Below are 25,536 nucleotides of genomic sequence, written 5' to 3' on the forward strand. Positions count from 1 at the left end.
GGTCTAACATTGAAAAGCGGATGTGATAAATCTTTTCGCTGGGTGAAAATATTCTGTTCTACTTCCGTCGAACCCATCACAACCGCTAACATCAAATCTTTAAATCTATTTTTTTAAATGATTTTGTTTTTAATACATAGTTAGTAGCCCTTAAACCTTGGCTGGTTCGATTATTGGAGTGCCGTACATAAAAAACTCTGCAGGAAGCGGCGAACCATACCAAATAATCCCTTTATCCAATTCATCCTCTTTCCAGGTGATCGGTTTCCACTCTGGATCAAATATTAAATACCCTGCATCGCCGAATAGTTCGATTCGATTTCCTCCCGGTTCTAACACATATAAGAAGTTAGCTTGGCTTACACCATGTTTGCCGGGGCCTGCCTCGATTTCAATCTCGTTCTCTGTAAAAATATCTGATATGTCGGATAAATGTTGTGGATAACCATACCAAAAACAAACATGATGCAAACGGCCTCGGCCTCCTAATGAATCGCTCATGAAGGCAAGCTCGTGGACCAATGGACTAACACTCATCCAGGCGCCTGCTTCACTGCCATCGTTCATCACAATGTGTTCCCTCAGTCGGAAACCGAGTTGATTCATCAGAAAGTTCTTGTTTGTCGTAACATCACTGGCCAGCAGGTTGACATGGTCCAAACGACGGACAGGCACGCCGCGTAACGGTCTCTTTTGTGGTCGGCTCAATAGTTTCGTCCATTTATGTTCAGGAGCTTTATAGTACTCAACGTCCCAAAGAAGTTCCATTTTATGACCGTCAGGTGTCTCAAACTGAAAGGCCGGTCCATGACCGAGATCCCCGTCAATCCACTTCTTTCCGTAACCACTCGATTCAAGCGCCTGCACACGACGCTCTAGAGCAGGTTTTGAACTCGTCCGCCAGGCCACATGCCCTATACCGGGTTCCTTTGCCTCCGTCACCTTCAAGGTGTGATGGTAAAAGTCTTCATAGGCACGAAGATATACCGATTGGCCCTCTCTAGTTGTTTCTTCCATCCCAAGAAGTTCTTTGAAAAACCATAGTGTTTCATCTGGTTTCGGTGTAAAAATTTCAACATGAGCAATTTGTGCAACATCAAAAATTGGTTCTTTAGTCATTCTCTATTCCCCCAAATTTTTATGAGATCCAACACTTTTTTTTATTTTCTAGTCCACTAAGTACGGAAGAAACATTTTTGTTCTATTATAGTAGCATTTTCATTTTGTGAATATTTTTAATATTTATAATTATTATAATACATGCTGGTTACTTTACAACTTCCTTGTTGTTATATAAGCAACAATTTATAAATTTCTTTAGTCGTACCTTCCAATTGAAAGTTCAAACCGCTGATACAGCATGGATTTTCATTTTTGTTTGGTCACTACAACCTACAATTTTTTAAGCAAAAGGCGGTAAATACATTTCCGTTAATAGATGAAAAAATACCCCGCAAAGTAGAGGGAAATCAATTTTGATAGTTCAGGAAAATATATATACTTTCTATTTGAAAAATAAAGTGTTTCTTAGTTGCTAAAGCCCCAAATACCTAACATCACATCATTTCCAAATTGGTCATACCATCCGAATGAACCCGGTTGGATATAATGCCAGTTTGTGAATACAAGACGACTTCCGCTTAATCTGTATGGATGACCCACTCGATATAGCTGTGCACACATACTCATTCCTCCTTCCCATATAAAATTCTTTGCATACGCTGAGCATAGTCTTTCTTAAAAGTGCTTTATTTAGCTCCATCATAGTTGGCAGGAGGGAACCATTACTTTACAAGGGGTCAGTTACGTACTATGGTTTTCATCTGGAGTTCCCAAAAAACTATTATCCCGGGACAGTTCACGCTGAATTTCTTTAATAGGAACTTCTCGAGGCAAAACCCCATTTTTGGTTGCGTAAGCGGCTCCAACTGCTGCGGCCTCTCCTGTCAAAGCACATGAAGGAGTGTTGCGAGTGGAACCAAAAGCTGTATCATCTGCCGAAATACACCTTCCTGCAACAAGAAGCCCATCAACATCTTTTGGAATTAAACAACGGAATGGAATCCCATAACCTTTTCCGACATCAATAATAGTTAATTTTTCTCCATCGGGTTCATGAATGTCGATAGGACAATTTGAGAGTCCAATTGCATCTTCAAATCGTGCCTCATTAGTAACATCAGCCTTCGTCAACATATATTCACCCACGATTCTACGAGTTTCTCTTATGCCGAGTTTTGGTGCAACTTCCAGAAAAATTGAGTTTTCAAATCCTCGTACGTATTTCTTTAGAAAATCAAAAGCATTATAAGCTTGTTTACGAATTTCGATCTCTGCACGACTTAGGGTGCGCTCGTCTAATCCGTTACCATGGAACCGGGTGGCATTGATATTTAATTCACCTGGAATAAGTCCTGCTTTCAGTGCCATGTGGTCTCTTGGCACAATCCAATTGAATCCGTCTTTTTTAGCATTTTCGATTCGTTCTGTTAAACCAGCAGCGAAAAAGTTCAAAACATAATCTTCGTTGGTTGCTCCCTCTTTTTCCGGAACGTTAAGCTCCCACATATCCTCTATATGTTCTTTAAAGTCTTGAACAACGGAAGGGATGTCAACGTTTAATACTCTAAAGTAGGAAGTGATCGGTTGCATTAGTCCATCTTGTGACCGTCCTGACAAAAATTGTGCCTTGGCTAAACATGCCACATCTCCATCCCCGGATGCGTCAATAACAACTTTAGCTAATACCAGTTTGGTTCCCGATTTCGTCTGAATCTGAATCCCTTTCACCTGTTGGCTATTGCGAATTACGTCCGTGACTTGGGTATGCAGGAGTACTTCAACGTTAGCTTCCTCTATTACCTCTATAATCACACGCTGCATGACTTCCGCATCGAATACTCCTGAATAGCTTCCCCACTTTGAACTTCTGATTTGATTATCCGCCCCCCCATTCTCAGCAGCACGATTAATCAATTCCTTATATATTCCTCCATTAACCAAGCCAGCCGGCTTTGTTAGTCGACCTCCCGTTACAAGCCCTCCTAAAACTCCGCTTCCCTCTACAAGCAAAGTTTTCACACCTTGACGAGCTGCACGTATTGAGGCCACAACTCCCGTTATCCCGGCACCAACAACAACCACATCATATTTACCAAATAGCTCCATTTCCATTACACCTCTTAATAGATAATTTGATTATCCGGTGATTCTTGCAATTAGATTGACAATAATTTCGTATACCGACCAAAATCCAACGCCCATGAGGATAAAAAGAATTCCAAACTCCCACCATCTGTTTGCTTTGTCTGGAAGCATATACTTTTTACTGCTGGTCATTATCGTAATCCCTAAAATAATAGGTGGTACCATAACCGTCGTAAGAACCGACCCAAATATACTTATATAAACAAGGTTAGGCGCATTCGGTACAGTAATAAGCAACGTAAACAAAGTAAGTAAAATTATCACCTTATTAAATAATGGGTCCTCATCTGCCTTTTTAAAACTTTCCCCTCTCTTGGTGTTCAAATGAAAACCATCAAACACTATTTTTATCAATCCGTTGGCCGCTGATGGAAAACTGGTAAATGCCGTTAAAAACACACAAATCCAGAGTAATGAAGGTCCGCTGGGGCCGACAGCCATTTCCATCATGAGCGCCAAATCTTGTTCATTAGAGATGGTAATCCCTGATCCTCTCATTGTTTCTGCAGCAACGATCCAAATGAGTATCATGATTAATAAAACAGGCAGTAATCCACTTAATAAATCGATTGTTTGAAGCTTTCGGTATTTTGGTCCCTTCCATCCTTTTTCTTCCATGAAGTAAGGATAAGTTAGATTGAGCACTGAACCACCAACTGTACCAATAGTCGCTACAGCAATAAATACAGCATCAAATGCACCGTTGTTCGGAGGAAGACCAAAGCCCAGTCCTTTAATTAATCCAATAACATCAATTGTTCCAATCTTAAATAACGCAAATACAAAGGTCAGAATTATGGCGATTGATGCGATTTTTGCACACCATTCCAAAATTTTAAAGGCATTTGGTCTTGATAACATATATAAGCTTATCCCTACAGTCACACTTCCCCAGATGAAATACCCCCATGTGCTTCCTCCGGTCTGCCCAAATAAGTTATATAAAGCGACCGAACAAAAGCGGACCATAGCCATCATAAGGATAATGGCGTAAAACAAGGTAAGAATCCCTAACAACATAGGAAATCCCTTCCATACCCTTTTATAACCTTGTAGAATTGAAACATCCCCGAATTTATTTTGCAGTGTATATTTCGCAATAGCCGAAACCATAAAATACCTGGCCGCGAGCCCAACGATCACGGTCCATATCAAGGCGTACCCGTAGTTGGTACCTGATACAGCTGAACTAACTAAATCGGCCGTTCCAAGAAATGCCATCGCAATAACGATTCCCGGACCTAGACTTTTGATAATGTCACCAAAAGTAGTTGGCAATTCATTTGGTGGGTTCGTTTCATTAGTTTGAGAGTATTCCAGCCTATCGACGTTTACCTTTTTTTCCTGAGCGTTGTTCATAAATAACCTCCCCCTTGTTTCAACAATTTTACTTTCTTTTAACTTCCTACAAGTTCGTTTACCAGCTTTGGAATATCTTTATAACCTTTTCCTCTAAATATGACTTTAAAGCGCTTACATTCCTGTCATATCTTATTTCCCGATAAAGTGAGGCTCACGTTTTTCCAGAAATGCGCTTACCCCTTCATTCGAATCATGAGTATTGTACATTAATGCTTGAATATAACGCTGATAATCTACTGATCTTTCTAATGATTCTCCAATGCTCTGATTAATCGCCTTTTTCATCATTCCGATTTGGCCTGTAGGTGCTTTAGCGAAACGATGTGCCCACTTGTTAACTAGCTCGTCAATTTCTTCTTGTGATGCCACATAATTCACAATACCCATTTGATGGGCCTCTTCGGCAGTAAACATATCTCCACTAAACAAGAGTTCACAAGCTTTTTGATAACCGATAATTTTGGGTAATACTGCTGTCCCCCCCAATGCACCCCGTTTCGCAAAAACCAGCCCGAATTTCGTTTCCTTTGCAGCAAAGATCATATCACACGAAAAAGCTAAGTCACATCCGGCTCCGAGTGCAAAACCATGTACTTGTGCCAGGACCGGCTTATCTAATTGCCTTAAGGTAAGAATAAAGCGAGAATACCCTATCTCAGCCCGTTTTAAAGGAAGTCCTTCCGGTAAAGGCGTTTTCGCAGTGCCCATCCCTTTTAGATCATCGCCGGCACAAAATGCTTTCCCCGCACCTTTTAAAACAATGACTCGAACCTTTTCATTATATTTGCAGTCACGGATTACCTCTTCAAGTTCCTCTAGTACATCATAAGTAATGGCGTTTAATGAACCCGGACGGTTAAGAGTCACTGTCCGAATCCCATCCAAATCGCTAACTAGTAAATTGTCCAAGTTCATTTTTATTCTCACCTTCCTGGTTTTTTATTTTAATTAATGAATCAACGATCTTAACTCCTTTTCCATTTTCCAAAACGAGGACCGGGTTAAGATCAGCCTCTTCAATTTCAGCTACTTGTGCTAACCTTGAAAATGACATGATCGTATTGCATAGTGCATCTACGTCTAGAGCTGCCTTACCCCGGGCTCCATGTAATAGTGGAGACATTTTTAGTGAGTTGACCGCCTTTTTAGCCCTAGCGAAGTTGAACGGAGGAACTAAAAGTTGAATATCCTTTAGTATCTCAATATAAATCCCACCTGAAGCTACCATAATAATAGGACCGAAGGCAGGGTCTCTTTTTAAGCCAAGCGAAATTTCATACCCTTGGTCTATTACCATCTCTTGTACTAATATTCCGTCAACCAGGTCTACACTAACGAAACGTTGGACATTAGTTAATATTTCATGGTATGCTTTTATTAGATGACCTTCATTTTGGACATTGAGTTTAACGCCGCCGATTTCAGTTTTATGTTGTATGAAAGGCGAAGATATTTTCAATACGACCGGATAGCCGATACTTTTTCCTGCTTGACAGGCTTCTTCCTCCGTTTTACATAAAATTTCTTGAGAAATAGGAAAATTCCATTTCTTCAGAAGAAGTTTACTGTCATACTCGTTTAAAAAGTCGGTGGCATTTGTTAGATTGATATCATAATTTAATTGTTCGCATTCTGCCTCTTCATCAAAATAACTTGATAGCTCTAAGTGATATTCAATAAATTTAGCTACAGCTTTTATGCATAAATTTGGATCTTCAAATGCCGGGACGCCATTTTTGCTTATTGTTTCGATTACCCCTTTGTCACAACCTACACCCGTTGAATCAATAAGAGTCAGGGCGATAATAGCGTTACCTTGTTTCTGGGCTTCAGAAAGATCGATAATCATCTTCGAAATGTCATAACCTTCCCCAATCCCTAGACCAAGCAGGATACTGTCTACATTAGAGTCTTCCATCAAAATAGGAAGTATCTTTGAAAACAGATCATGATCAAAAAAGATTTGAGTAGTTACATCAACCGGGTTATCCACCGATGAAAACGTCGGAAGAAATTGAGATAACCGGTGTTTGGTTTCCTCCGAAAAAATGGCTAAGTTTAGACCTAGTTCCTTGCATTTATCGACCATCATAACCCCTAATCCGCCTGAATTGGTTATAATCGCCACGTTTTTTCCGCTAGGTTTTTTTTCTAATTCAAACACCTGAGGAAAAACGCCCAATTCAACAACGCTGTCTACACGAATAATCCCGTAATTATCAAATACAGCATCGATTACTATATCCTCTGTAGCCAATGCTCCGGTATGAGAGCTAGCTGCCTTGCTTCCTTCAACTGTTCTGCCTGATTTTAAGGCTAATATAGGCTTATTCAATTTTCTGGCTTTTTTCGCTGCATTAATTAATGAGGCCCCGTCTTTTACATCCTCCATGTAAACTTGTAAAACCTTAACATCCGGGTCATCTATAATATAGTTCATCAATTCAGGCACATGAACATCAGCCTCATTCCCTGTCCCTATCCAATATTTAGCCCCCCATCCAAAGGCCTTATGAATGTTATAAAGCATTCCAGATATTCCACCGCTTTGACTGATGATGGCAGATGAACCATTATAGAGTTCACCCTTTGCTAAAGATGTAGAAAAAGAAGCCACACTATGTGATTTCAAATTTGCTACACCTTGGCAATTGGGGCCTACGATTCGCATTCCGTATAACTTTGCTATGTCACTGATTTCTTCTTGTGCTCTTCTCCCGTCTTCCCCTAATTCTGCATAACCGGAACTAAAGATAATAGCTGCTTTAACCTTCTTTTTACCGCACCCATGCAAGGTCTCGATTACATATTGACTGGGAATTGCTATAATAACCAAGTCGATTTCATCTTCAACATCAAATATCGAGGCATGAGAGGCAATTGACTGAATCTCCGGATAGTTCGGATTGATTGGATATATCTTCCCTTTGTAACCATATCTTTTTAAATATTCTATCGGTCTACCACCTATTTTAAGTGGATCATTCGATGCACCGACAACTGCTATACTTTTTGGATCTAAAAGCGCCTTTATTCCGTCGTTTTCCACTCTTAACGTCTCCCTTCACTAATATGAATAGAATGCTGGTTAGTGTGTTAACTCATCGTTCCCCTCGCAGCTAATTGGCAAATCAAAGTTTCATAATTGCGAATTTTTGTAGCATAAATACTATTTGGCGATAAAAGCCTTCCCTGAAACAACAGTCTTTTCTTCACATATCACTGTAACGTCCATTTCAATATTTTGATTTTGTTCTAAACAAATGACAAAATCGGCCCCTGCTCTGACAGGTTTAACAAAGGTTGCCTTTAAGGTGCCCTTCTGGTGCCAATCAGGAAACCTAAACTCCAGTTCCTTTTCTATAAGAGCAAACAACAATACACCATGGACAAGGGTTCCACCAAAAGAGGTTTGGCTTGCATATTCAGGATCAATATGAATTTTTCCGGTTCCCCCGCTCGCTTCCGCAAATTGATTCAACTTATCTTGAGGTATATTGTAAACTTCACTTACATACTTGGTTTCCATCTGTAATCTCCCTTCCTATTGATTCGAAGCAAAAGACAGCAAAAAAGTTGACTCTTGTCTGCATATTACCTGGTTTTCTTTTTTGAAAATGGTTTCCCAAACCAAATAATCTCGTCCTTTTCTGACGTATTTATCAGCTATCAGTACTTCTACCTCATATTCATCTCCAACGAAAGGTGCCCCGAAGTGTTCTACTGTTTGTTTTAAATGAATCGATCCCTGTGGAAATCGCCCTCCCAATGCTTTTAATGTTGGATTTATAAATGTCGAGAAGAGTGCCGCAGGTAGAGCTTTTCCATTTTGAAAGACAATACTTAAAGATTCTATAAGGTTTTTGGCAAGCTTATCTGTTAGTATAAATTTTGTGTGAAATTTACTGCCAACAGAAAACTGGTCATTGGTATACTCCTTCATTATCGAACCATCCTCTCTTTTTAACGGTTATACAATCTTTGCATATCAATTATTTACATTTATTATAGCGGACACCGGTTTCTATAGAACTTCTCTTTTGTTATATAAGCAACAGTATAAGAATTTCTTTAAAAATATTTCTATCCATAGCCCAAACTATTGATATAACAGGTTTTTCACCTTGGTGACTACAACCTATCTTTTTGTTATGCGAATCCTATATCAATAAAACGAAAAATGTCATTGAGAGTTAATGGAAGGAAACCAACAAGAAATCCCCCTTACAAAGTAGGAGGAAATCCTTGTCTAGACATATTAGACTTTGACTACGTTCGCTTACTACCCCTATAAAAAGGTGATTGGGAAGATTACTGTTGGAAATGAAGAAGAAAAATCACAATCAGTCTATATACTCTACGATCTCCAACTGGTTACCTTCAAAGTCGCTGAATGTACTGCGACGGATGCCCAGGTCAGGAAAGCTTGCTGGTTCCCAGGTGATCTCGACATCGCGTCGTTTTAGCTCTTCAATCACTTCATCAACATTATCAACGGTAAAGCACAAATGAGCGAGTCCATGCATATATGCTTTCGCAGCGGGATCACCCTTGTACGGGAACGGAACAGAATCCTTAAGAGCGATCATCTCGATGTTGAAGCCGTTGAGCTCAAGGAACGCGAATTTCCCGTCAATTCTTTCTTCTCTCGTAGTTACACCAGCATCCGATAGGTTTTCGAACGCAAATCTCTTCGTGACTTTGAAGCCAAGCTTCTCCTCATACCAACGGATGCTAGCGTCGATGTCCCGGACCGAGAGACCGAGATGATGGGTACGTGTTACGGTGCCCAGTGGGGATTCCATAGTAGATGTAGTTTTAGTTTTACTGTTTGTCATTTTCTTCATCCTCTCTTGATTTATCTAGATTCACCTCCACCTTACAATCACTTAAATTTCCAAGTAATTAAGGGGAAGACAAGTCTTATTTTAAGAATATTTCAATATTTATGCGCAGTAAATATCTCTGTTGTTGCATACGGATTATCACATAATTTTTTTAAAAACTTTCAATCTATAAAAAAAATCACGGTTTTTCAATAAATTCATGTAGAGTGTACAGCTTTAGTTATAAAATTATTTCAAAGCAATACAGATATTTTTGGCCTCCGTGAAGAATTCAAGGCTATGATGGCCGCCTTCCCTGCCGATTCCGCTTTTCTTAAATCCGCCGAATGGAGCACGGAGATCACGCACAAACCAGCAGTTTACCCAAATGGTTCCGGCACGGACATTGTGGGAGATACGGTGGGCCCGTTGTAAATTATCTGTCCAAACGACACCGTTTAATCCGTATTCGGTGTTATTCGCAATTTCAAGCGCTTCTTCTTCTGTGTCGAAAGGAATCAAGGTGACAACCGGTCCGAAGATTTCCTCCTGGCAGATTCGTGCATTTGGATCCTCTTGGATATAAATCGTCGGCTCTAGGTAGTACCCATCCTGTAAATAATCTGGAAGATCGGGCCGTTTTCCACCGTATACCAGTGTTGAATTTTCATCATTGGCTATATCTAAATAGCTGGTAACCTTATTGTAGTGTTCTTCACTCACAACCGGCCCCATGTTCGTCGAGACATCTTGTGGATCCCCGACTTTAAGTTCGGACGCCGCCTTCTTAAATCGATCAACAAATTCATCCATAATGGAGCGCTGTACCAGAATCCTGGAACCTGCCAGACAGACCTGGCCCGAATTCATAAAAGCAGCCTGGATCGATACCGGGATGGCTTTATCCAAGTTCGCATCTTCAAAAATGATGTTTGCTGCTTTGCCGCCTAGTTCAAAGGAAACGCGTTTCAGAGAATCGGCCCCGTTTTTCATGATTCCTTTTCCTGTTGTTGTTTCTCCTGTAAAGGAGATAAGGTCAACATCCGGATGAGTAGTCATGAATTCTCCTGCGGAATCGGCTCCAAATCCTTGAACTACATTAACGACTCCATCCGGAATTCCTGCTTCCTTCGCAATTTCGCCAAGTAATGACACAGTTAATGGTGTCATTTCTGCTGGTTTTATTACTGCTGTATTTCCGGTTGCTAGACACGGACCTAGCTTCCAAGTCGTCAACATGAGTGGCAAGTTCCATGGAGTGATTAATGCAGCTACTCCAACAGGCTCATACCGTGTATAATTTAAATATTCATCTTCCATCGGATAGACTTCTCCGCCTTGTTTCTCCATAAAATCCGCGAAAAAACTTAAGTTGTGAGCCGCACGTGGGATTTCCCTTTCCAGTGCCACATGATAAGGTTTCCCCACATCCAATGCTTCCAAGCGAGCTAATTCTTCTTTTCGTTCGATAATAATTTCTGCCATCCGGCGGATTTTTCCACAACGCTCAGCCACTGTCATTTTACGCCATGGACCTTCCTCAAACGCCCGTCTTGCTGCTCGGCAAGCGCGGTCAACATCTTCATTTGTAGCTTCGTGCACATGAGCAATTACTTCCTGAGTTGCCGGGTTTTTTACCTCAAAGGTTGAATTTGTGCTGGACTCTACATATTCTCCATCAATAAAAAGCTTAACTTCTTTTACCTCTGTTTGTATATTTCCCAAGTTAATCACCCCTTAGTAGTTGTTGTTTGCCTTCGTGTTTTCACGGATTCTCCTGCTATTCCCCAATGTTCAGCAGGCATCTCTTGGATGAGAACACGGACATTCTCTATCGGTGCCTCTAACACTTCCGCAACTTTATCACTAACTTCACGTATTAATTTTTCTTTTTTCTCAGGTGTACGTCCTTCAAGAATACTAATCTGAATAAATGGCATGATTAACACTCCTTTCTGAATTTGTCTTACTGACAGTAAGTCCGTTTCTAATTGTTAGAAAATGAGGCTTCCAATGAGCCGATTCCGTCAAAACTGACTGAGAAATGGTCTCCTGGTGAGATCGTAGCAGCTCCAGATAGTGCCCCGCTTAAAACGACTTCTCCAGCTTTAATGCTCTGGCCTTTCTTAACTAATTTGTTAGCCATCCAGGCGATTGCTCTTGCGGGATGCCCCATTACCGAAGCACCTGCACTGGTAGCTAAAATTTCACCGTTCTTTCTAAACACCATCCCCATTAAGCGCAGATCAACGTTATCCACACGATAAAGCTTTTCTCCTATCATGTAACGTGATGATGAGGAATTATCGGCAACCACATCCGGAAGTGTGAAATTAAAGTTACGGAAACGGCTGTCGATAATCTCCATCGCAGGGGCTATATAGGCAGTTGCAGCCAAGATATCTGTTACCGATACAGTTGGTCCTTTCACCTCTTTATCGAATATGAAAGCAATTTCTGGTTCGATTTTGGCATGAATGAAGGGTCTCATAGAGATTGGCGCTCCTTCTAACAATTGCATATTTTCAAGGAGAACCCCGTATGTCGGCTCATGTACGCCCATCATTTCCTGTTTAGCACGACTAGTTAGCCCTAGCTTTCGCCCGGAAATTCTTGTATTTTCTTCCCTACACTTCTTTCCTATTAATCTATCTTGTACTTCATAGGCTAACTCGGAATCCAGCTCTGAAAACTGGTCTACAAATTTGTCGACCTCTACACCATCTCTCTCCGCTTTATATAGTTCGTGGGCTATATGGTCAACGACCTCAGTCTTAATCATTTTCTATCACCTCTTCTATTGTTATTCTAGACGGGTACTTTTTTACTTCTAGCAAACTCTCTAGCAACTTCATAAATGAGGTCTTCCTGGCCACCCACTGCTTGCATCCGTCCCAGTTCCACTAAGATGTCACGTTCATCTACATTGAACTTTTTCGCCGCTTCTTGTGTAAATAATAAGAAGCTTGAATAAACTCCGGAATATCCCATGATTAAACTGGAACCTGTAACCTCTTGTGGTCGTGGCATAAACTTCGCCACAATGTTATTAGCAACATCCATAATCGGATATAGTTCAACCCCGGTTTTATAGCCTAAACGATCAAAAACTGCCGCCATCACTTCTGTTTGTGTGTTTCCGCTCCCCGCTCCCAGGCAGCGTAAGCTCCCGTCTACATATGTAGCTCCCGATTCTATGGCGGCCATCGTATTAGCCATGGCCAGAGATAAATTATTATGCCCATGGAATCCTATTTCACAGGATAAGTTTTCCTTAAGGGCGGATACTCTCTCTTTTACTTCATGAGGCAGTAAGGCTCCAGCCGAATCAGTCACATATACAATCTCAGCTCCATAGCTTTCGAATAATTTAGCCTGCTCCACTACCTTATCGATTGGCGCCATATGAGCCATCATTAAAAATCCAACTGTTTTTAACCCTAGATTTCTGCCAAGTTCTATATGCTGTTTAGCTACATCTGCCTCGGTTACATGTGTAGCCACACGGACCATTTTTGCTCCAGCTTTTACAGCATCTTCTAGATCTTCTTTTATTCCAATCCCCGGGAGAAGAAGCACCGATATTTTCGCTTGGCTGCACTCTTCGGCTGCAGCTTCAATTAGTTTCATTTCATTCACTTTGGAAAAACCATATTGTAAGGAAGAACCACCAAGCCCGTCCCCGTGAGTGACTTCGAGATATTCAATCCCAGCCTGGTCCAATCCTTTTGCTACCTGACGTACTTGTTCTTCAGTGAATGCATGCTTCATTGCATGACTTCCATCTCTTAACGTCACATCGACAATTTGAAGGTCGCGTTTCATCTTTCTGCTCCTCACCTACCTATTTTTGAACAAAAGTTGATTGTTTTTTGGCGATTTCATTGGCCACTTTTGCTGCCGCAGCTGTCATTATATCCAAGTTTCCTGAGTATGGCGGAAAGAAATCTCCCGCCCCTTTAACTTCAATAAAAACAGATACCTTTTTTCCGTCGAACACCGGTTTACCGCGCATCCGGTATCCTGGGACATAATCTTGTACGGAATTTATCATCTTCTCGATGGAAGAGGTAATTTCTTCTTCCTTCCTTTCTTCTTTAACTAGCACATGGATAGTATCCCTCATAATAATCGGTGGTTCTGCCGGATTTAGAATGATAATTGCTTTTCCTTTTTGCGCTCCGCCAATTTTCTCAATCGCGCGAGATGTTGTCCGGGTAAACTCATCGATGTTTGCTCTTGTTCCAGGCCCTGCACTTTTACTTGCGACAGTTGCCACGATTTCTGCATACTCAACCGTGCAAGCTTGATTGATTGCATGAACAATTGGGATGGTCGCTTGACCGCCGCACGTGACCATATTTACGTTTGGCGCATCCAAATGTTCATCTAAATTCGCAGATGGCACAACGAATGGACCAATCGCTGCCGGCGTTAAGTCAATTACTTTTTTCCCAAGCGCGGTAAGTAATTTACTATGGTTGGCATGTGCTTTTGCTGTTGTAGCATCGAAGACAATATCGACGAGTGCCGCCTTTTCCAATAATCCTTCAATGCCGTTATCAATGACATGATAGCCACGATCTTTTGCACGCTTAAGCCCCTCGGAATCAGCATCAATTCCCACCATGGTGCTCATTTGTAAAAAGTCACTTCTTTCGATTTTATACATTAAGTCTGTTCCGATATTTCCAGAGCCTATGATTCCAACCTTTAATTTGCCCATTGCCTATTTCTCCTTTCAATGAAATGTGGCAGACACTGTTCCGATGTGGGCGAACTCAGCTGTAAATGTATCGCCGTTTTCAATGGGTACAGCCGCTGATAGCGCTCCTGATAAAACAATCTCCCCTGCATGTAGTGAAATATCGTATTTCCCAAGTGCATTTGCCAACCATGCGACTGCACGAGCAGGATTCCCCATAACAGCGGCACCTGCTGCTGAATCTAAATACTCTCCGTTTTTATACACCACCATCCCAATATGTTGTAGATCTACATCTTCAAGGCGCATCGGCTTTCCGCCAATGATCGCTCTTGCAGATGAACCATTGTCGGCAACTGTATCTTCAAAACAGATCTTCCAATCTTTTATTCTACTGTCGATTACTTCGAAAGCCGGCGCGATATAATCTGTTGCTTCAATCACATCAAGGACTGTTACACCTGGACCTTTTAAATCTTTTTTTAAAACAAACGCAATCTCAAACTCTAATTTCGGTTGTATAAGCTCATCTAGGGGAACTGTTTCCCCATCCACATACAACATTTCATCCAGTAAATGTCCATAATCAGGTTCATTTACATCGAACATATTTTGCATCACATTACTTGTTAGCCCGATTTTCTTTCCAACTATGACTGCTCCGTTTGCCACTTTTTCCTGAATTTGCTGAAGTTGAATATTGTATGCATCATCTACACTGATTCCTGGAAAGGTGTCAGTTAATGGATCAATTGTTTGTTTGTTTTTTTCTGCTATTAGTAATCGCTTGGCCATCTCCTGGATGTTCACCTTTTAATCCTCCTTTTCATCACGCTAAAGAGAAAAACTCTCGATACTTATTTATTCCCACCTTTTTGATACTTTTGAAAAGGGCAGCGTACATTCAATATCCCTAATAAATACTTTGGGATATGAATAGACAATTGCCCTCACTATTCACTTTATTTCAAGATCACTTTGGATACCTTGTTATCCGGAGTTCCGTATAAGAAATATTCCTCTGGAAGTGGTGAACCATACCAAATAATCCCTTTATCAAGTTCCTCTTCTTTCCATGTAACTGGTTTCCAATCCGGATCCAAGATAAGGTAACCAGCATCTCCGAACATCTCCACCCGGTTTCCACCTGGTTCGAAAACATACATAAAGTAAGCCTGACTAACTCCATGTTTTCCTGGTCCAGCTTCAATAACGATATCGTTTTCCACCAGCAAATCAGCAAGATCCATTAAATGTTGCGGGTACCCATACCAATAGGCGATGTGATGGAAACGTCCTTTTGCTCCACCCAGGTCTTTCATAAGTGCAATTTCATGTACTAACGGGCTTACGCTCATCCATGCACCCATTTCCAAACCATCGTTCATCAAAATGTTTTCACGGAGTTTAAATCCTAATTCATCTGCCATAAAATTCTTATTCTGTGTTACATTACTACACATTAAATTGATATGATCTAAACGCCTTGCAGGTATGCCCACATTAGGTCGTTTTTGTGGGCGGCTCTTTAGTTTTGTTTTCTGGTCTTCTGGGGCTTTATAGTACTCAACATCCCAAAGAATCTCCATATTATGGCCATCAGGTGTTTGAAATTGGTAAGCTTGCCCATGTCCAAGATCACCGTCAATCCATCCCTTTCCATATCCACTTTTTTCAAGAGATTGAACTCTTTGATAAAGAGCAGCCTCTGAACTTGCTCTCCAGGCAGAGTGAGCCATACCTGCTTCTTTTGCTTCGGTGATCTTTAAAGTATGGTGATAAAAATCTTCATAAGCTCTGAGATAGACCGATTGTCCTTTCGTTTCAGTTACCTGCAAACCCATAAACTGTGTAAAAAACCTAACTGTATCTTCTGGTTTTGGAGAAAACAACTCCACATGTGCTAACTGTGCAACATCAAAATTTGACATAATGAATCCCCCTATTATTTAACAAAGTTTTAATCCTATATATTTCTTATCATGGAGTTCAAAGCTTAGAATTCTAAGTAAATTGAAAGGACAATGTTGATAAGTAGATAAGTAATCAAAAGATTGTTTTGAAAGTTATAGAGTCAAATTCAGTCATTTCATGGGGCTTGTTTAGAAGATTAATTTTTAATATATTGACAGCGTTTGCATATTTATATAGCAATGCACCTCCAAATTATATTTACATGTGAGAAATGAATTTTGTATAATCATAATAGTAAAGAATTGTCCCACAAACAAGGATGTCGTCCCTTTATAGTGGACAGAAAATAAATATTTTTTAATTTTCTTAATTTTCTACACTAAAAGGAGAAGATAAGAATGAAGACGGAGCAGGAAAATTTGCTTTCATCTGTTAATAATGCTTTAAAGGTTTTGCGCTCTTTTAAAATGGAGCAACCACAAAAAGGGGTTCGGGAACTTGCAGATGAACTTGGTCTTGGGAAAAGTAGTGTACAACGAATTTTAGCAACCCTTGCAGCTGATGGATTTGTAAAAAAAAATAAAGAAACTAATAAATATGAATTAGGGGTTTCAGTATTAGAATTGAGTTCAATCGTTCTTGGTCACCTTGACCTTCATAATGAAGCACTCCCAATCATCAAAAGTCTTGTTGAAAAATGGACTGAAACGTCTCACCTTTCAGTCCTTGAGGACCTCCAAGTTGTTTATTTATGTAAGATGGAAAGTGCAAACTCAATAAAACTAACTACACATTTAGGTCTTCATAACCCTCTTCATTGCACAAGCTCGGGGAAGTTGCTACTTGCTTATAGTGACCCATCTCTATTAGAACTTATCTTAAAAAAAGGATTAGATAAATATACACATACTACCATTACTGATCCTGCACTCTTTCGCAAGGAATTGGCAAAAATATACGAGAAAGGGTATTCAGTCAGTTATGAAGAGCTTCGAATGGGAGTTATTTCAGTATCCGCCCCAATCCGGGATCATACAGGGAAAGTAATAGCTGCAATAAATTTCGTTGGTCCTAGCCACCGATTTTCTAAACAGCGCATTAATCTATTTGCAAAGGAACTAATTCATGCTGGCGAGGTCATTTCAGAGAGACTTGGTTACTGGATAAAATAAGGTTATTAACTCATTATCCGTATCGTTTCGTTGTGGTCTATTCCGACAAGTTGAATGAACAAAAAGATCAAACATTCCAGCGTAACTTGGAAAAAGAACGAATCACACTCGAAAAAGCGATGAAGAAATTTGAAAACACTATCTACCACTGTGAAGCCGATGCCCAAGAAGCATGGGAAACGTTTCAAAAAGCCTACCAACCATTATTTTCTTTAAAGACAAGAGTTGTCGGGTAGAAAACAGGCGCGCGCAATCAATTATAATTGAATCACGTTTCCTGTAGCCCCCCTGCGATCCCGGACGGTCGGATTTCCCGAGTCCGGTTCTGACCTTGGATCAATCACCTACAAGCCTTCCCTGATAATTGCAGGATTAAATGTCGGTACACATGTGCCCCCATCAATTATTGGTTTACTTGCAGGCTAGTCAATATAAGCTCAGAGTCTTAGATGTTCTGACTGTCCAAGTGCCCAGAGGCCCTTCGCCCTATCACTGGTGTTACCCTGACAGGAGTGTAATTTGTTTACACTTAAGAAGACATTACTCTTCCCTCATCGCTACTACGACCTCATGCGCCAGTCCTAAATCATCCTCCCAATTTCAGTTTTCACCTATATATGGCAGGTCTTTTCTGTTTAGTACCTTCACAGTTAGAAGTAGGACTTTCCCGTCGTTATCTCTGAGAATCTTTCTACAGATGCTAGAACCCATATCCCGGTTGCTCCTACGGTGCATATAACCGTTTCTTCCCGTAGGACATCGGCCTTCCCTAAAGAGGCATTAGGTCGGCGCATCACAATTTCCCTTAGTACAGTTTCGTAAATTAGGGAGGAGGTTTTCGGGACTGCAGTATTCGTTAAAGCCTTCTGGCCTCTGTATTTGCTCGCTACCCAGACTGTACCGACCGTGTTTTCTCAGCGTAAAACTGGCCGCCGTAGCTTTTACATCCGAGCAGAACGTAGTTTGTTACCTCCCCACGCATCGGATATGCTAATCATCTGAATCGGTTAATTGATGATAGGGGACTTCCACCCCATTAGATTCTCAGCCTTGACGGCTGCTCCACCTCTTGCCCTCCAAGACTCGCTACGAGTGAATGGCTAGTTCTTACTCGGTGGGAATCATCTAACCCTTTATCTCTCTCTCTGAAATACTTAACTCATCCTGGCTAAAACCATACCTGGATTAACTTTATCTCCTATTTTTATATTTAATAATTCAAGAGTTCCGGTTATCATAACTGATATTTGTTCCAAAGATCCCTGTTCTGTCTTGATTAAAAACAAAGGCTGCCCTTCATTAATTCTGTCTCCAGGTTGGACAATAACCTTCTCTACGGTTCCAAAGGAAGGACAAGTGATAAGTTCTTTGTTATCCCATCGAGTTGTCATAAGTTCCCGAATAATCATTGGTGTTACCTCTCCTTTCCTTGATTTAACTACGACATTGTGGTTGGAGATCGACTAAGGTGATGTGTACACTATTAAGAGGAATAAGCCCATTTAATCAACGTGGTTCCGCAAAAGGTAGAGCTATAAACTTGACTCATCTGGAAGGCCTTCCTGGTGTAAACCAGCAAATACTATAATTGCAGGACAATCGTTAAACATACTTAGGAATCTACCCTTCTTTCGGCAGTCTTATTAATTCCGAAGCAAGCTTTGAAGGAGGTATCCATAGATTAGAATAACGCTTAATGTGTTTTTTGTCCGGAAGAAAACAATACCTTAATATTCTTTTTACATTTAGAGGCTAACGGTTATTTCGCAGCTTATCTTTGTCTGTTTTCTATTTATAGTTTCATCGTCTTCTGTTTAGTATTTAGAGAGCTTGCTATCTTTAAATCTTCCACAACGTTTACGAGTTTTTCAAATCCGTCAATATGGCATTCGAAACATCACCATCGCGGATAACGGCAGCCCCTGGTGTTCCTGTTGATATGATATCCCCCGGAAGCAATGTCAAACCTTTGGAATGAAACGATACGAGTTGCTGGCGATTTTTTCTCCATCACTGGCCCAATAATTCAAGCCAGCATGCTTCCCGGAGTTAATCAGAGTAAAATTGTCCGGTCAGCCAATTTTGACCGTCCTTTTTGCTTACTATTGTATTTGGCAGGAGCCCGTTTTCTGTCACAAGCGCAGCAGTTTCCTTTCCGTCTTTTTCCACGGTCGCTAATCGCATCGCTTTTACCTCCCTTTACTTGTTACCTAATTCGTGTATTAATCTCCTTTTAGTCACGTCATTCAAGACATAATTAGGTTTTTCGCCGGATTCGACTTTCTTAATATTTGAAAAAGCCATTTGCAGTACCCGGTCCAGAGTATCCTTTGTTCCTGCACCGATGTGTGGAGTTGTTATCACATTGTCAAGCCCCAGCAGTGGATTGTCAGGATGAACTGGCTCCGATTCCCATACATCGATACCAGCCCCGGAGATGATTCCTTTTTGTAAGGCATCAAACAAAGCTTTTTCATCTACAATACCGCCTCTTGCCACATTAATTAAAATGGAAGTTTGTTTCATCATTTGTAATTCATTCTTTCCAATAAGATGCCTTGTTTCGGGCAGTAGAGGAAGATGAAGAGTTATAATATCAGCTGTTTTTAGAATTTCTTCCATTGTTATATACTTTGCATTTAGGTCTTCTTCTACGTCTTTGGAAGCTCTCATTTTATCGTAGTAAATGATGTTTGTTCCGAACGCTTTTGAGAGTATTGCTGCTTCTCTGCCAATGTTGCCAAAACCAATAAATCCATGTGTTTTTCCTTTCATTTCAAAAGAGTGGGTCCTTAATTCCCACATAAGCCACTCTCCATCTTTTGTTGAATGATTCAAAGGAGGAAGTTTCCGGTACAAGGATAAAATCAATAAAATGGTGAGTTCCGCTACCCCTGCAGCATTGGCTCCAGGAGTGTTAGAAACGGGTAGACCAAAACGATTTGCAGCTTTTAAATCAATGTGATCGACCCCGATTCCCGTTTTTTGAATGAATTTAGCCTTTTTTGCTTTCGAGAATATTTCATGGCCTAGTTTTTTTGTAGCTACCATTAAATAGTCTGCTTTTTCGAGCTTGTCTTCTCTTTCTTCATTATTCATCTCTTCCCAAAACCATAATTCAAAACCAGCCGGCATGTATTCATACATAAGCTGCTTATATTCATGAAATGTGTGATCAAAATATAAAATAGTTTTGTTTTCCAAACTACTCACTCCGCTTCCAGAGATGTAAAACAGGGATTAAACGGCTCCTAATGAATTCCGATCGGTTAACTCTTTCTCTATGAAATCACTACATTTCCACATCTCCATCTAAATAAGGCGACCTTTTCTTTTTGATTCCGGTGATAAGGCTGACTATGAGGGCGGCAATCGCAATGCTCAAAAGGGTCCCTGAAATAGGACGCAGGAATATGGCCCAGAAATTACCATGAAATATGGTTAAGGATTGTAGTAAAGAATCTTCCATTAATTTTCCTAAAACAAAAGTCAAAACAATCGGGGCGAGCGGAATATTTCCTTTCTTTAAAAAATAGCCGATGATGCCAAAAGCCAACATAACTCCAACATCCCAAAGACTATTATTGACACTGTATACTCCTAAAACACTGATAATCAAAATGATTGGAAATAGAAGTTTCGTAGGAATCGTTGCAATCTTGGCCCAAACCCCGGCAAGTGGAAGGTTCATAATTAGAAGCAAGAAATTCCCGACAAACATGCTGGCGATTACAGCCCATACGAAATTACCGTTAGTCTGAAATAATGTAGGGCCTGGTGTCAATCCGTGCATGATAAACGCACCTAATAGTACGGCTATCGTAGGGGAACTGGGGATGCCTAAGGTAAACAGCGGGATAAGGGCCCCTCCACAATAGGCATTATTAGCTGTCTCGGGTCCAGCAACTCCTTCAACCGCGCCCTTTCCAAATCGAGAAGGATCTTTGGCCAACTTTTTCTCCAATGAATAGGACATCAGTGCCGGGATTACTGAATTTGACCCTGGGAGCAGTCCAATCAAAAAGCCTAAGCCTGTACCTCTGCCAATTGCTGCTAAAGTTGGTCCCCGCTCTTCGCGCCTAGGAAGCAGCCCTTTTACTTTTGGCATTTTTTCCGCTTTTACATTCGATTCTGCATTGGTCAATATCTCGGATAAACCGAATAACCCCATAGCAACGGTTACAAAGTCAAACCCATTTACCAGATTTTGCTGTCCAAAGGCGAAACGAGCGACACCAGTTAAAGAATCTGTGCCTACCATAGCTAAAGTAAGCCCAAACACCGAAGCCATCATCCCCTTGATAAGAGACTTTCCCATCAGACCTACTACAAGGGTTAGCCCCAAAACCATTAATGCAAAAAATTCTGGCGGTCCAAAATTAAGTGCTATTTTAGCTACTGGAGGACCTATAAAAGCAAGTCCCAGAATTGAAACGGTTCCTCCTATGAAAGAACCAATTCCCGCAACTCCTAGAGCAGTTCCTGCTCGCCCCTGTTTAGCCAACGGGTATCCGTCCAGGCATGTGATTACAGATGCAGCTTCTCCCGGGGTATTTATCAATACAGAGGTAATCGTCCCCCCATACATAGCACCATAATAAATTCCGGAGAGCATAATAATAGCTGAAACAGGTTCCATTCCAAAAGTTATCGGAAGCAGGACGGCTGTTCCAGCAGTCGGACCCAATCCTGGGAGGACTCCAACTAGCATTCCTAGTGAAACTCCTATTAAACAATACAGAATGTTCCACCATGTTAAGGCAGTCTCAAAACCTGACAGTAATTGCAGTAATGATTCCATTATCTTTTCCCCCCTATTTAAAATCCGAATGCATTGACTGGAAGCGGAACATGGAGAAAGGAATCGAATACAAGGAAAAGTAAAATAGAAATTGCGGTCGAAATGCCTACTCCCCAATACCATTTAAATTCAGCTATTAATATCATGAACAGCATTACAATCGCGGCCATAGTGAACCCTATATAAGGTGCGATAAGAATGAATAAAACAATGGAACCCAATAGAGTTAGTACCTTTTTCTTGCCTTTCCCCTTCGGCAGAATCTTCTGCAGTAATATCACTTCTTTTTTTATCGATTCCCAAATATAGAAAAGGGAAAGAATGATCAGGAAACCGCTTAACCATGCAGGAAATAAGCCCGGCCCCGGCCCTAAATCACTATATAAATCATAGGATAGGGATATCCCAAAAATCGTTCCAGCAAACAAGAGCATGATCAATCCGATCCATAGTCCCAAATTGTTCAATACATTCACATCCTTAAGAGAAAGTTGAAAAACAAGGCTGATCTAACTCAGCCATGTTTTTTATAATGAACGAATGTTTACACAAAAGCATCCACACTCACTACCATCCTAGTAATTCTTTTAAATTATTGACGTTGGCTTCTTCATCTTTCAACATATTCGTGTAATCGTCACCTTTACGAAAATCAACCAATAGTCCCATGTCCTCCATCTTCTCCTGATGCTTTGCATTTTTGATTCCTTTTTCAAAAGCTGCCCTCAGTATGTCAAGGTTTTCCTTGTCCATGCCTTTAGGTACTGCAATTCCTCTTGCAGACGCTGATGAGATATCTCCCATGCCCGCTTCTTTTAGCGTGGGAACATCAGGCAGCAAAGGCGAACGTTCCGGCAGCATGACTGCCAAAACTTTTAATTGTCCTTCTTCTTGCGGCTTTACTACCTCTCCAACATTGGCAAACATTACATCAACATGTCCACCGAGTATATTGGATAAGTTTTCACCAAATCCTTTTGTATGGACTGCCTCAAATTTTGTCCCAAGATTCTTATTCATTTTCACCGCTGCAAAATGATCGTCACTGCCTACACCTGTTGAAGTTGTTGTCAATTGCTTTTTCTTTGCTAATTCCACCAAATCATTGATATCTTTGAATCGATCATCGTCCTTACGAACGGCAATCGCTCCTACATCGGTAACATGATTCGCAATAAGTTCAAAGCTGTCTAAATTCTCCTTCCTCTTAAAAGAAGGGTTAACATATCCCGTGATAAGGTTGGGCGTATTAATATATCCAATCGTGTAACCATCCGGCTTTGCACGTGCAAGCTCTGACCAGCCGACCCATCCACCAGCACCAGGTTTGTTAACCACTGTGATTGGAACTCCCAGTTCTTTCTCAACATAAGGCATAAGTGTTCTTGCCCCGGTGTCAGTTCCACCGCCTGCCTCAAAGGAGACAATAAGTGTAATAGGTTTATTAGGAAAATTGCTTTTTCCTTTAGCTTTCGATTCTTTTGAAGAAGAAGTTTCTTGGCTTCCTCCGTTCCCACAGGCTGTAAGCGCTACCAAAGAAATAAGCAACAATGATAAAATCAGTTTTTTCACTGTGTAACCCTCCTCACATTTTATCTATTTTTTCCGCCACGGTTAATCATTCACTTTGTAAGTTTTGTTCTGTATTTTTCTATTTTCAAGAACCAAACATATGGATGGTTTCCTAGTTTTTTCATCATTGTTGTGACAGAAGATCATACTAGTTCACTGCCCAAATGAAACAAGTTTGCTGGAAGTACAAGTAGAACATGAATTTTCACAAGAACAGCTCTCTGATAGTTTGTGAGAAACCTGATATTTTTTGGCTACATCCAAAAGCTCATTCAGTACCTGTTTTGTTAATGGAATACCCAGCTCTTCGCGTTCCGCCTTGATTTCAGACTCTATCTCACCAGGAAGGTAGATTTTTTCAACACCTTCCATTAAGCGTGTCTGGCGAATCTCCCTGATCATTTGGTCAATACGTAGTTTATACTCTTCCAACGGTTGAAATAAATCAGCACGTACGACAAAGAAAAACTGTCCCACATTTTGACTTTGCGTAAAATCCTTATACAAATCGCCAATATGCGGGCCGAATGAAGCTCCCGTAAACAGTCCTGATAGTACATCAACCAATAGCGCAATTCCGTACCCTTTCGGACCCCCTACTGGCAACACCAACCCTTCCAATGCTTCTTCAGGATCCTCTGTAGGTTCCCCGTCTTTAGAAATCGCCCACCCAATCGGTATCTTTTCTCCATTTTTTTGAGCATTGATTATTTTTCCCCGTGCCACTACACTCGTGGCCATGTCAAAAATAATATCCGGTTCCTCCCCGGCCGGGATTCCATACGAAATCGGGTTTGTCCCAAAAAACCGGCTGCGTCCGCCCCATGGAGCCATGTTTGAAGGTGCATTCGTTGTTGCTAAAGCAACGCAATCATTTTTTGCTGCATATGCTGTATAATCTGCAAGCATTCCGCAATGGTTTGAGTTTTTTATCCCGACTAAACCGATTCCTGCTGCTTTTGCTTTTTCTACCGCAAGTTTTATCCCGGCCTTTGCAACCACAATCCCGGAGCTATTTCCAGCATCAAGCAGAGCCGTTGTAACAGTCTCTCTTTCTTTTTGAATCGTAAATTGCTTATTTGTCAATCCCCTGGAAATTCTTTCTGTGTATATAGCAACCCGGCTGACACCATGGGAGTCTACTCCTCTGAGGTTAGCCAAAACCAAGTGTTCTGCAATAATAGTAGATTGGTCTTCATCTAAACCAGCAGCCAGCATAATTTGATAAACCAAAGACTCTAATTCTCTTTCATTTATTCCCACATTCGTATCACACAATGGTTACACATCCCTTTTTTTGCAGCACTTCATCTACCCAGCTTCGATCCCACTTGTTATCATAGATTGATTGAATAATAGATTCCTCTTTTTCCTGTATCTCTCTTGCTTGTGCCAGAACTTTTGATGCTTCTTCTTTGGGAACCACTACTACCCCGTCATCATCTCCTACGAGTATATCTCCGGGGCTAACCGGAACATCTCCGCAACTAATTGTTGTATTAATCTCTCCTGGTCCTTCCTTATAAGGACCCCGGGGTGTTCCACCTCTTGCAAAAACTGGAAAATCCATATTTGCTATCCCCTGTAAATCTCTAACCGGACCATCGACAACATAACCGGTAATCCCTTTTACCTTTGCATAATGGCACATAATTTCTCCCAAAATGGCGTTTCCCATATCGCCGCACGCATCCACTACAATTATATCTCCGGGCCTAGCCAAGTCTATGGCCTTATGAACCATTAGGTTATCTGACGGATGAGTTCGTACCGTGAATGCACTTCCAACAATATGAATACCAGGTTTGTTTATAGACTTAATCATATGATTCATGGCTCGGAATCGCCCCATGACATCTGCAATGTTTGGTGTGGCGATCCCCTTAAAACCATCAATAACCTCCTGGTCCGCGCGCTTAAAATTCTCAATAATGCGAAAACCTACATTTCCCATTGCCTGCACCCCTCCAATTCTAA

Annotated in this window: 26 protein-coding genes and 1 pseudogene; 2 read left to right on the forward strand and 25 right to left on the reverse strand. The window is 40.9% G+C overall.

The window, feature by feature from the left end; translation table 11 throughout:
* Positions 1–150: 150 nt before the first annotated feature.
* From ELQ35_RS01570 to ELQ35_RS01640, 16 genes are all read right to left on the reverse strand, one after another.
* Complete coding sequence (locus tag ELQ35_RS01570; RefSeq protein ID WP_126863091.1) at positions 151–1,119, reverse strand: catechol 2,3-dioxygenase; 969 nt, start codon at positions 1,117–1,119, stop codon at positions 151–153.
* A 408-nt stretch (positions 1,120–1,527) separates the two neighbouring features.
* A complete protein-coding gene (locus ELQ35_RS22455; protein ID WP_185861613.1) occupies positions 1,528–1,683 on the reverse strand; it encodes a hypothetical protein in 156 nt (51 codons plus the stop codon).
* A 120-nt stretch (positions 1,684–1,803) separates the two neighbouring features.
* Entirely contained in the window at positions 1,804–3,168 is a 1,365-nt protein-coding gene (locus ELQ35_RS01575; protein ID WP_126863092.1) for an FAD-dependent oxidoreductase, read from the reverse strand.
* 30 nt (positions 3,169–3,198) lie between these two features.
* Positions 3,199–4,566: an NRAMP family divalent metal transporter gene (locus ELQ35_RS01580; RefSeq protein ID WP_126863093.1), complete on the reverse strand. Its 1,368-nt coding sequence runs from the start codon at positions 4,564–4,566 to the stop codon at positions 3,199–3,201.
* A 132-nt stretch (positions 4,567–4,698) separates the two neighbouring features.
* Complete coding sequence (locus ELQ35_RS01585; RefSeq protein ID WP_126863094.1) at positions 4,699–5,484, reverse strand: enoyl-CoA hydratase/isomerase family protein; 786 nt, start codon at positions 5,482–5,484, stop codon at positions 4,699–4,701.
* Complete coding sequence (locus tag ELQ35_RS01590; protein ID WP_126863095.1) at positions 5,459–7,618, reverse strand: acetate--CoA ligase family protein; 2,160 nt, start codon at positions 7,616–7,618, stop codon at positions 5,459–5,461. Before ELQ35_RS01590 ends, ELQ35_RS01585 begins: the two co-directional genes overlap by 26 nt.
* 120 nt (positions 7,619–7,738) lie before the next feature.
* Positions 7,739–8,098 (reverse strand): MaoC family dehydratase, encoded by a 360-nt coding sequence (locus ELQ35_RS01595; RefSeq protein ID WP_126863096.1) that lies wholly within the window; start codon positions 8,096–8,098, stop codon positions 7,739–7,741.
* A 15-nt stretch (positions 8,099–8,113) separates the two neighbouring features.
* Positions 8,114–8,512 carry a hotdog family protein gene (locus tag ELQ35_RS01600; RefSeq protein WP_126863097.1) on the reverse strand — a complete coding sequence of 133 codons (399 nt, stop codon included), beginning with the start codon at positions 8,510–8,512 and terminating at the stop codon, positions 8,114–8,116.
* A 400-nt stretch (positions 8,513–8,912) separates the two neighbouring features.
* Positions 8,913–9,407, reverse strand: coding sequence for a VOC family protein (locus tag ELQ35_RS01605; protein ID WP_185861614.1), 495 nt, complete (start codon positions 9,405–9,407; stop codon positions 8,913–8,915).
* A 237-nt stretch (positions 9,408–9,644) separates the two neighbouring features.
* On the reverse strand, positions 9,645–11,120 hold the full coding sequence (locus tag ELQ35_RS01610) for an aldehyde dehydrogenase (RefSeq protein WP_126863099.1): 1,476 nt from the start codon (positions 11,118–11,120) through the stop codon (positions 9,645–9,647).
* Between the two features lie 5 nt (positions 11,121–11,125).
* Positions 11,126–11,335: a 4-oxalocrotonate tautomerase gene (locus tag ELQ35_RS01615; RefSeq protein ID WP_126863100.1), complete on the reverse strand. Its 210-nt coding sequence runs from the start codon at positions 11,333–11,335 to the stop codon at positions 11,126–11,128.
* A 47-nt stretch (positions 11,336–11,382) separates the two neighbouring features.
* Positions 11,383–12,177, reverse strand: a complete 795-nt coding sequence (locus tag ELQ35_RS01620) for a 2-keto-4-pentenoate hydratase (RefSeq protein ID WP_126863101.1) — start codon at positions 12,175–12,177, stop codon at positions 11,383–11,385.
* A 26-nt stretch (positions 12,178–12,203) separates the two neighbouring features.
* On the reverse strand, positions 12,204–13,220 hold the full coding sequence (gene dmpG, locus ELQ35_RS01625) for a 4-hydroxy-2-oxovalerate aldolase (RefSeq protein WP_126863102.1): 1,017 nt from the start codon (positions 13,218–13,220) through the stop codon (positions 12,204–12,206).
* Positions 13,221–13,239: 19 nt separating this feature from the next.
* Positions 13,240–14,121 (reverse strand): acetaldehyde dehydrogenase (acetylating), encoded by an 882-nt coding sequence (locus tag ELQ35_RS01630; protein ID WP_126863103.1) that lies wholly within the window; start codon positions 14,119–14,121, stop codon positions 13,240–13,242.
* Positions 14,122–14,136: 15 nt separating this feature from the next.
* Complete coding sequence (locus ELQ35_RS01635; RefSeq protein WP_126863104.1) at positions 14,137–14,910, reverse strand: 2-keto-4-pentenoate hydratase; 774 nt, start codon at positions 14,908–14,910, stop codon at positions 14,137–14,139.
* Positions 14,911–15,062: 152 nt separating this feature from the next.
* Entirely contained in the window at positions 15,063–16,031 is a 969-nt protein-coding gene (locus tag ELQ35_RS01640; protein WP_126863105.1) for a catechol 2,3-dioxygenase, read from the reverse strand.
* Between the two features lie 381 nt (positions 16,032–16,412).
* Here ELQ35_RS01640 and ELQ35_RS01645 point away from each other — a divergent pair, with 381 nt between their 5' ends.
* Complete coding sequence (locus ELQ35_RS01645; protein WP_126863106.1) at positions 16,413–17,186, forward strand: IclR family transcriptional regulator; 774 nt, start codon at positions 16,413–16,415, stop codon at positions 17,184–17,186.
* A 50-nt stretch (positions 17,187–17,236) separates the two neighbouring features.
* Positions 17,237–17,422: a hypothetical protein gene (locus tag ELQ35_RS01650; protein WP_126863107.1), complete on the forward strand. Its 186-nt coding sequence runs from the start codon at positions 17,237–17,239 to the stop codon at positions 17,420–17,422.
* A 918-nt stretch (positions 17,423–18,340) separates the two neighbouring features.
* On the opposite strand, the gene ELQ35_RS01655 is transcribed toward ELQ35_RS01650, so the two are convergent.
* The 9 genes and pseudogenes from ELQ35_RS01655 to ELQ35_RS01690 all read right to left on the reverse strand — a co-directional run bounded on the left by ELQ35_RS01655 (position 18,341) and on the right by ELQ35_RS01690 (position 25,513).
* A complete protein-coding gene (locus ELQ35_RS01655) occupies positions 18,341–18,595 on the reverse strand; it encodes a biotin/lipoyl-containing protein (RefSeq protein ID WP_126863108.1) in 255 nt (84 codons plus the stop codon).
* A 383-nt stretch (positions 18,596–18,978) separates the two neighbouring features.
* Positions 18,979–19,175: pseudogene (locus tag ELQ35_RS01660) on the reverse strand (fumarylacetoacetate hydrolase family protein); the annotation flags it as partial.
* Between the two features lie 60 nt (positions 19,176–19,235).
* Complete coding sequence (locus tag ELQ35_RS23360) at positions 19,236–19,370, reverse strand: hypothetical protein (protein WP_281278084.1); 135 nt, start codon at positions 19,368–19,370, stop codon at positions 19,236–19,238.
* A gap of 15 nt (positions 19,371–19,385) precedes the next feature.
* Positions 19,386–20,390, reverse strand: coding sequence for a 2-hydroxyacid dehydrogenase (locus ELQ35_RS01665; protein WP_126863109.1), 1,005 nt, complete (start codon positions 20,388–20,390; stop codon positions 19,386–19,388).
* Positions 20,391–20,478: 88 nt separating this feature from the next.
* Positions 20,479–21,987, reverse strand: a complete 1,509-nt coding sequence (locus ELQ35_RS01670; protein ID WP_126863110.1) for a tripartite tricarboxylate transporter permease — start codon at positions 21,985–21,987, stop codon at positions 20,479–20,481.
* Between the two features lie 17 nt (positions 21,988–22,004).
* Positions 22,005–22,454, reverse strand: a complete 450-nt coding sequence (locus ELQ35_RS01675) for a tripartite tricarboxylate transporter TctB family protein (protein WP_126863111.1) — start codon at positions 22,452–22,454, stop codon at positions 22,005–22,007.
* A 100-nt stretch (positions 22,455–22,554) separates the two neighbouring features.
* A complete protein-coding gene (locus ELQ35_RS01680) occupies positions 22,555–23,559 on the reverse strand; it encodes a tripartite tricarboxylate transporter substrate binding protein (RefSeq protein WP_126863112.1) in 1,005 nt (334 codons plus the stop codon).
* A 153-nt stretch (positions 23,560–23,712) separates the two neighbouring features.
* A complete protein-coding gene (locus tag ELQ35_RS01685; RefSeq protein WP_126863113.1) occupies positions 23,713–24,837 on the reverse strand; it encodes an Ldh family oxidoreductase in 1,125 nt (374 codons plus the stop codon).
* On the reverse strand, positions 24,830–25,513 hold the full coding sequence (locus tag ELQ35_RS01690; protein WP_126863114.1) for an RraA family protein: 684 nt from the start codon (positions 25,511–25,513) through the stop codon (positions 24,830–24,832). The genes ELQ35_RS01685 and ELQ35_RS01690 overlap by 8 nt, the downstream gene beginning before the upstream one ends.
* Positions 25,514–25,536: the final 23 nt, after the last annotated feature.

The sequence above is a fragment of the Peribacillus cavernae genome, from assembly GCF_003989135.1.
Lineage (GTDB): Bacteria > Bacillota > Bacilli > Bacillales > DSM-1321 > Peribacillus > Peribacillus cavernae.

Bases quoted from the DNA above. Each gene is read 5' to 3' on its own strand.
- ELQ35_RS01655 (WP_126863108.1), bottom strand. From the start codon at position 18,595: ATGATTATTCGGGAACTTATGACAACTCGATGGGATAACAAAGAACTT.
- ELQ35_RS01620 (WP_126863101.1), bottom strand. From the start codon at position 12,177: ATGATTAAGACTGAGGTCGTTGACCATATAGCCCACGAACTATATAAA.
- ELQ35_RS01615 (WP_126863100.1), bottom strand. From the start codon at position 11,335: ATGCCATTTATTCAGATTAGTATTCTTGAAGGACGTACACCTGAGAAA.
- ELQ35_RS01580 (WP_126863093.1), bottom strand. From the start codon at position 4,566: ATGAACAACGCTCAGGAAAAAAAGGTAAACGTCGATAGGCTGGAATAC.
- ELQ35_RS01640 (WP_126863105.1), bottom strand. From the start codon at position 16,031: ATGTCAAATTTTGATGTTGCACAGTTAGCACATGTGGAGTTGTTTTCT.
- dmpG (WP_126863102.1), bottom strand. From the start codon at position 13,220: ATGAAACGCGACCTTCAAATTGTCGATGTGACGTTAAGAGATGGAAGT.
- ELQ35_RS01585 (WP_126863094.1), bottom strand. From the start codon at position 5,484: ATGAACTTGGACAATTTACTAGTTAGCGATTTGGATGGGATTCGGACA.
- ELQ35_RS01600 (WP_126863097.1), bottom strand. From the start codon at position 8,512: ATGAAGGAGTATACCAATGACCAGTTTTCTGTTGGCAGTAAATTTCAC.
- ELQ35_RS01595 (WP_126863096.1), bottom strand. From the start codon at position 8,098: ATGGAAACCAAGTATGTAAGTGAAGTTTACAATATACCTCAAGATAAG.
- ELQ35_RS01670 (WP_126863110.1), bottom strand. From the start codon at position 21,987: ATGGAATCATTACTGCAATTACTGTCAGGTTTTGAGACTGCCTTAACA.
- ELQ35_RS01605 (WP_185861614.1), bottom strand. From the start codon at position 9,407: ATGACAAACAGTAAAACTAAAACTACATCTACTATGGAATCCCCACTG.
- ELQ35_RS01570 (WP_126863091.1), bottom strand. From the start codon at position 1,119: ATGACTAAAGAACCAATTTTTGATGTTGCACAAATTGCTCATGTTGAA.
- ELQ35_RS01645 (WP_126863106.1), top strand. From the start codon at position 16,413: ATGAAGACGGAGCAGGAAAATTTGCTTTCATCTGTTAATAATGCTTTA.
- ELQ35_RS01690 (WP_126863114.1), bottom strand. From the start codon at position 25,513: ATGGGAAATGTAGGTTTTCGCATTATTGAGAATTTTAAGCGCGCGGAC.
- ELQ35_RS22455 (WP_185861613.1), bottom strand. From the start codon at position 1,683: ATGTGTGCACAGCTATATCGAGTGGGTCATCCATACAGATTAAGCGGA.
- ELQ35_RS23360 (WP_281278084.1), bottom strand. From the start codon at position 19,370: ATGCGATTAGCGACCGTGGAAAAAGACGGAAAGGAAACTGCTGCGCTT.
- ELQ35_RS01575 (WP_126863092.1), bottom strand. From the start codon at position 3,168: ATGGAGCTATTTGGTAAATATGATGTGGTTGTTGTTGGTGCCGGGATA.
- ELQ35_RS01630 (WP_126863103.1), bottom strand. From the start codon at position 14,121: ATGGGCAAATTAAAGGTTGGAATCATAGGCTCTGGAAATATCGGAACA.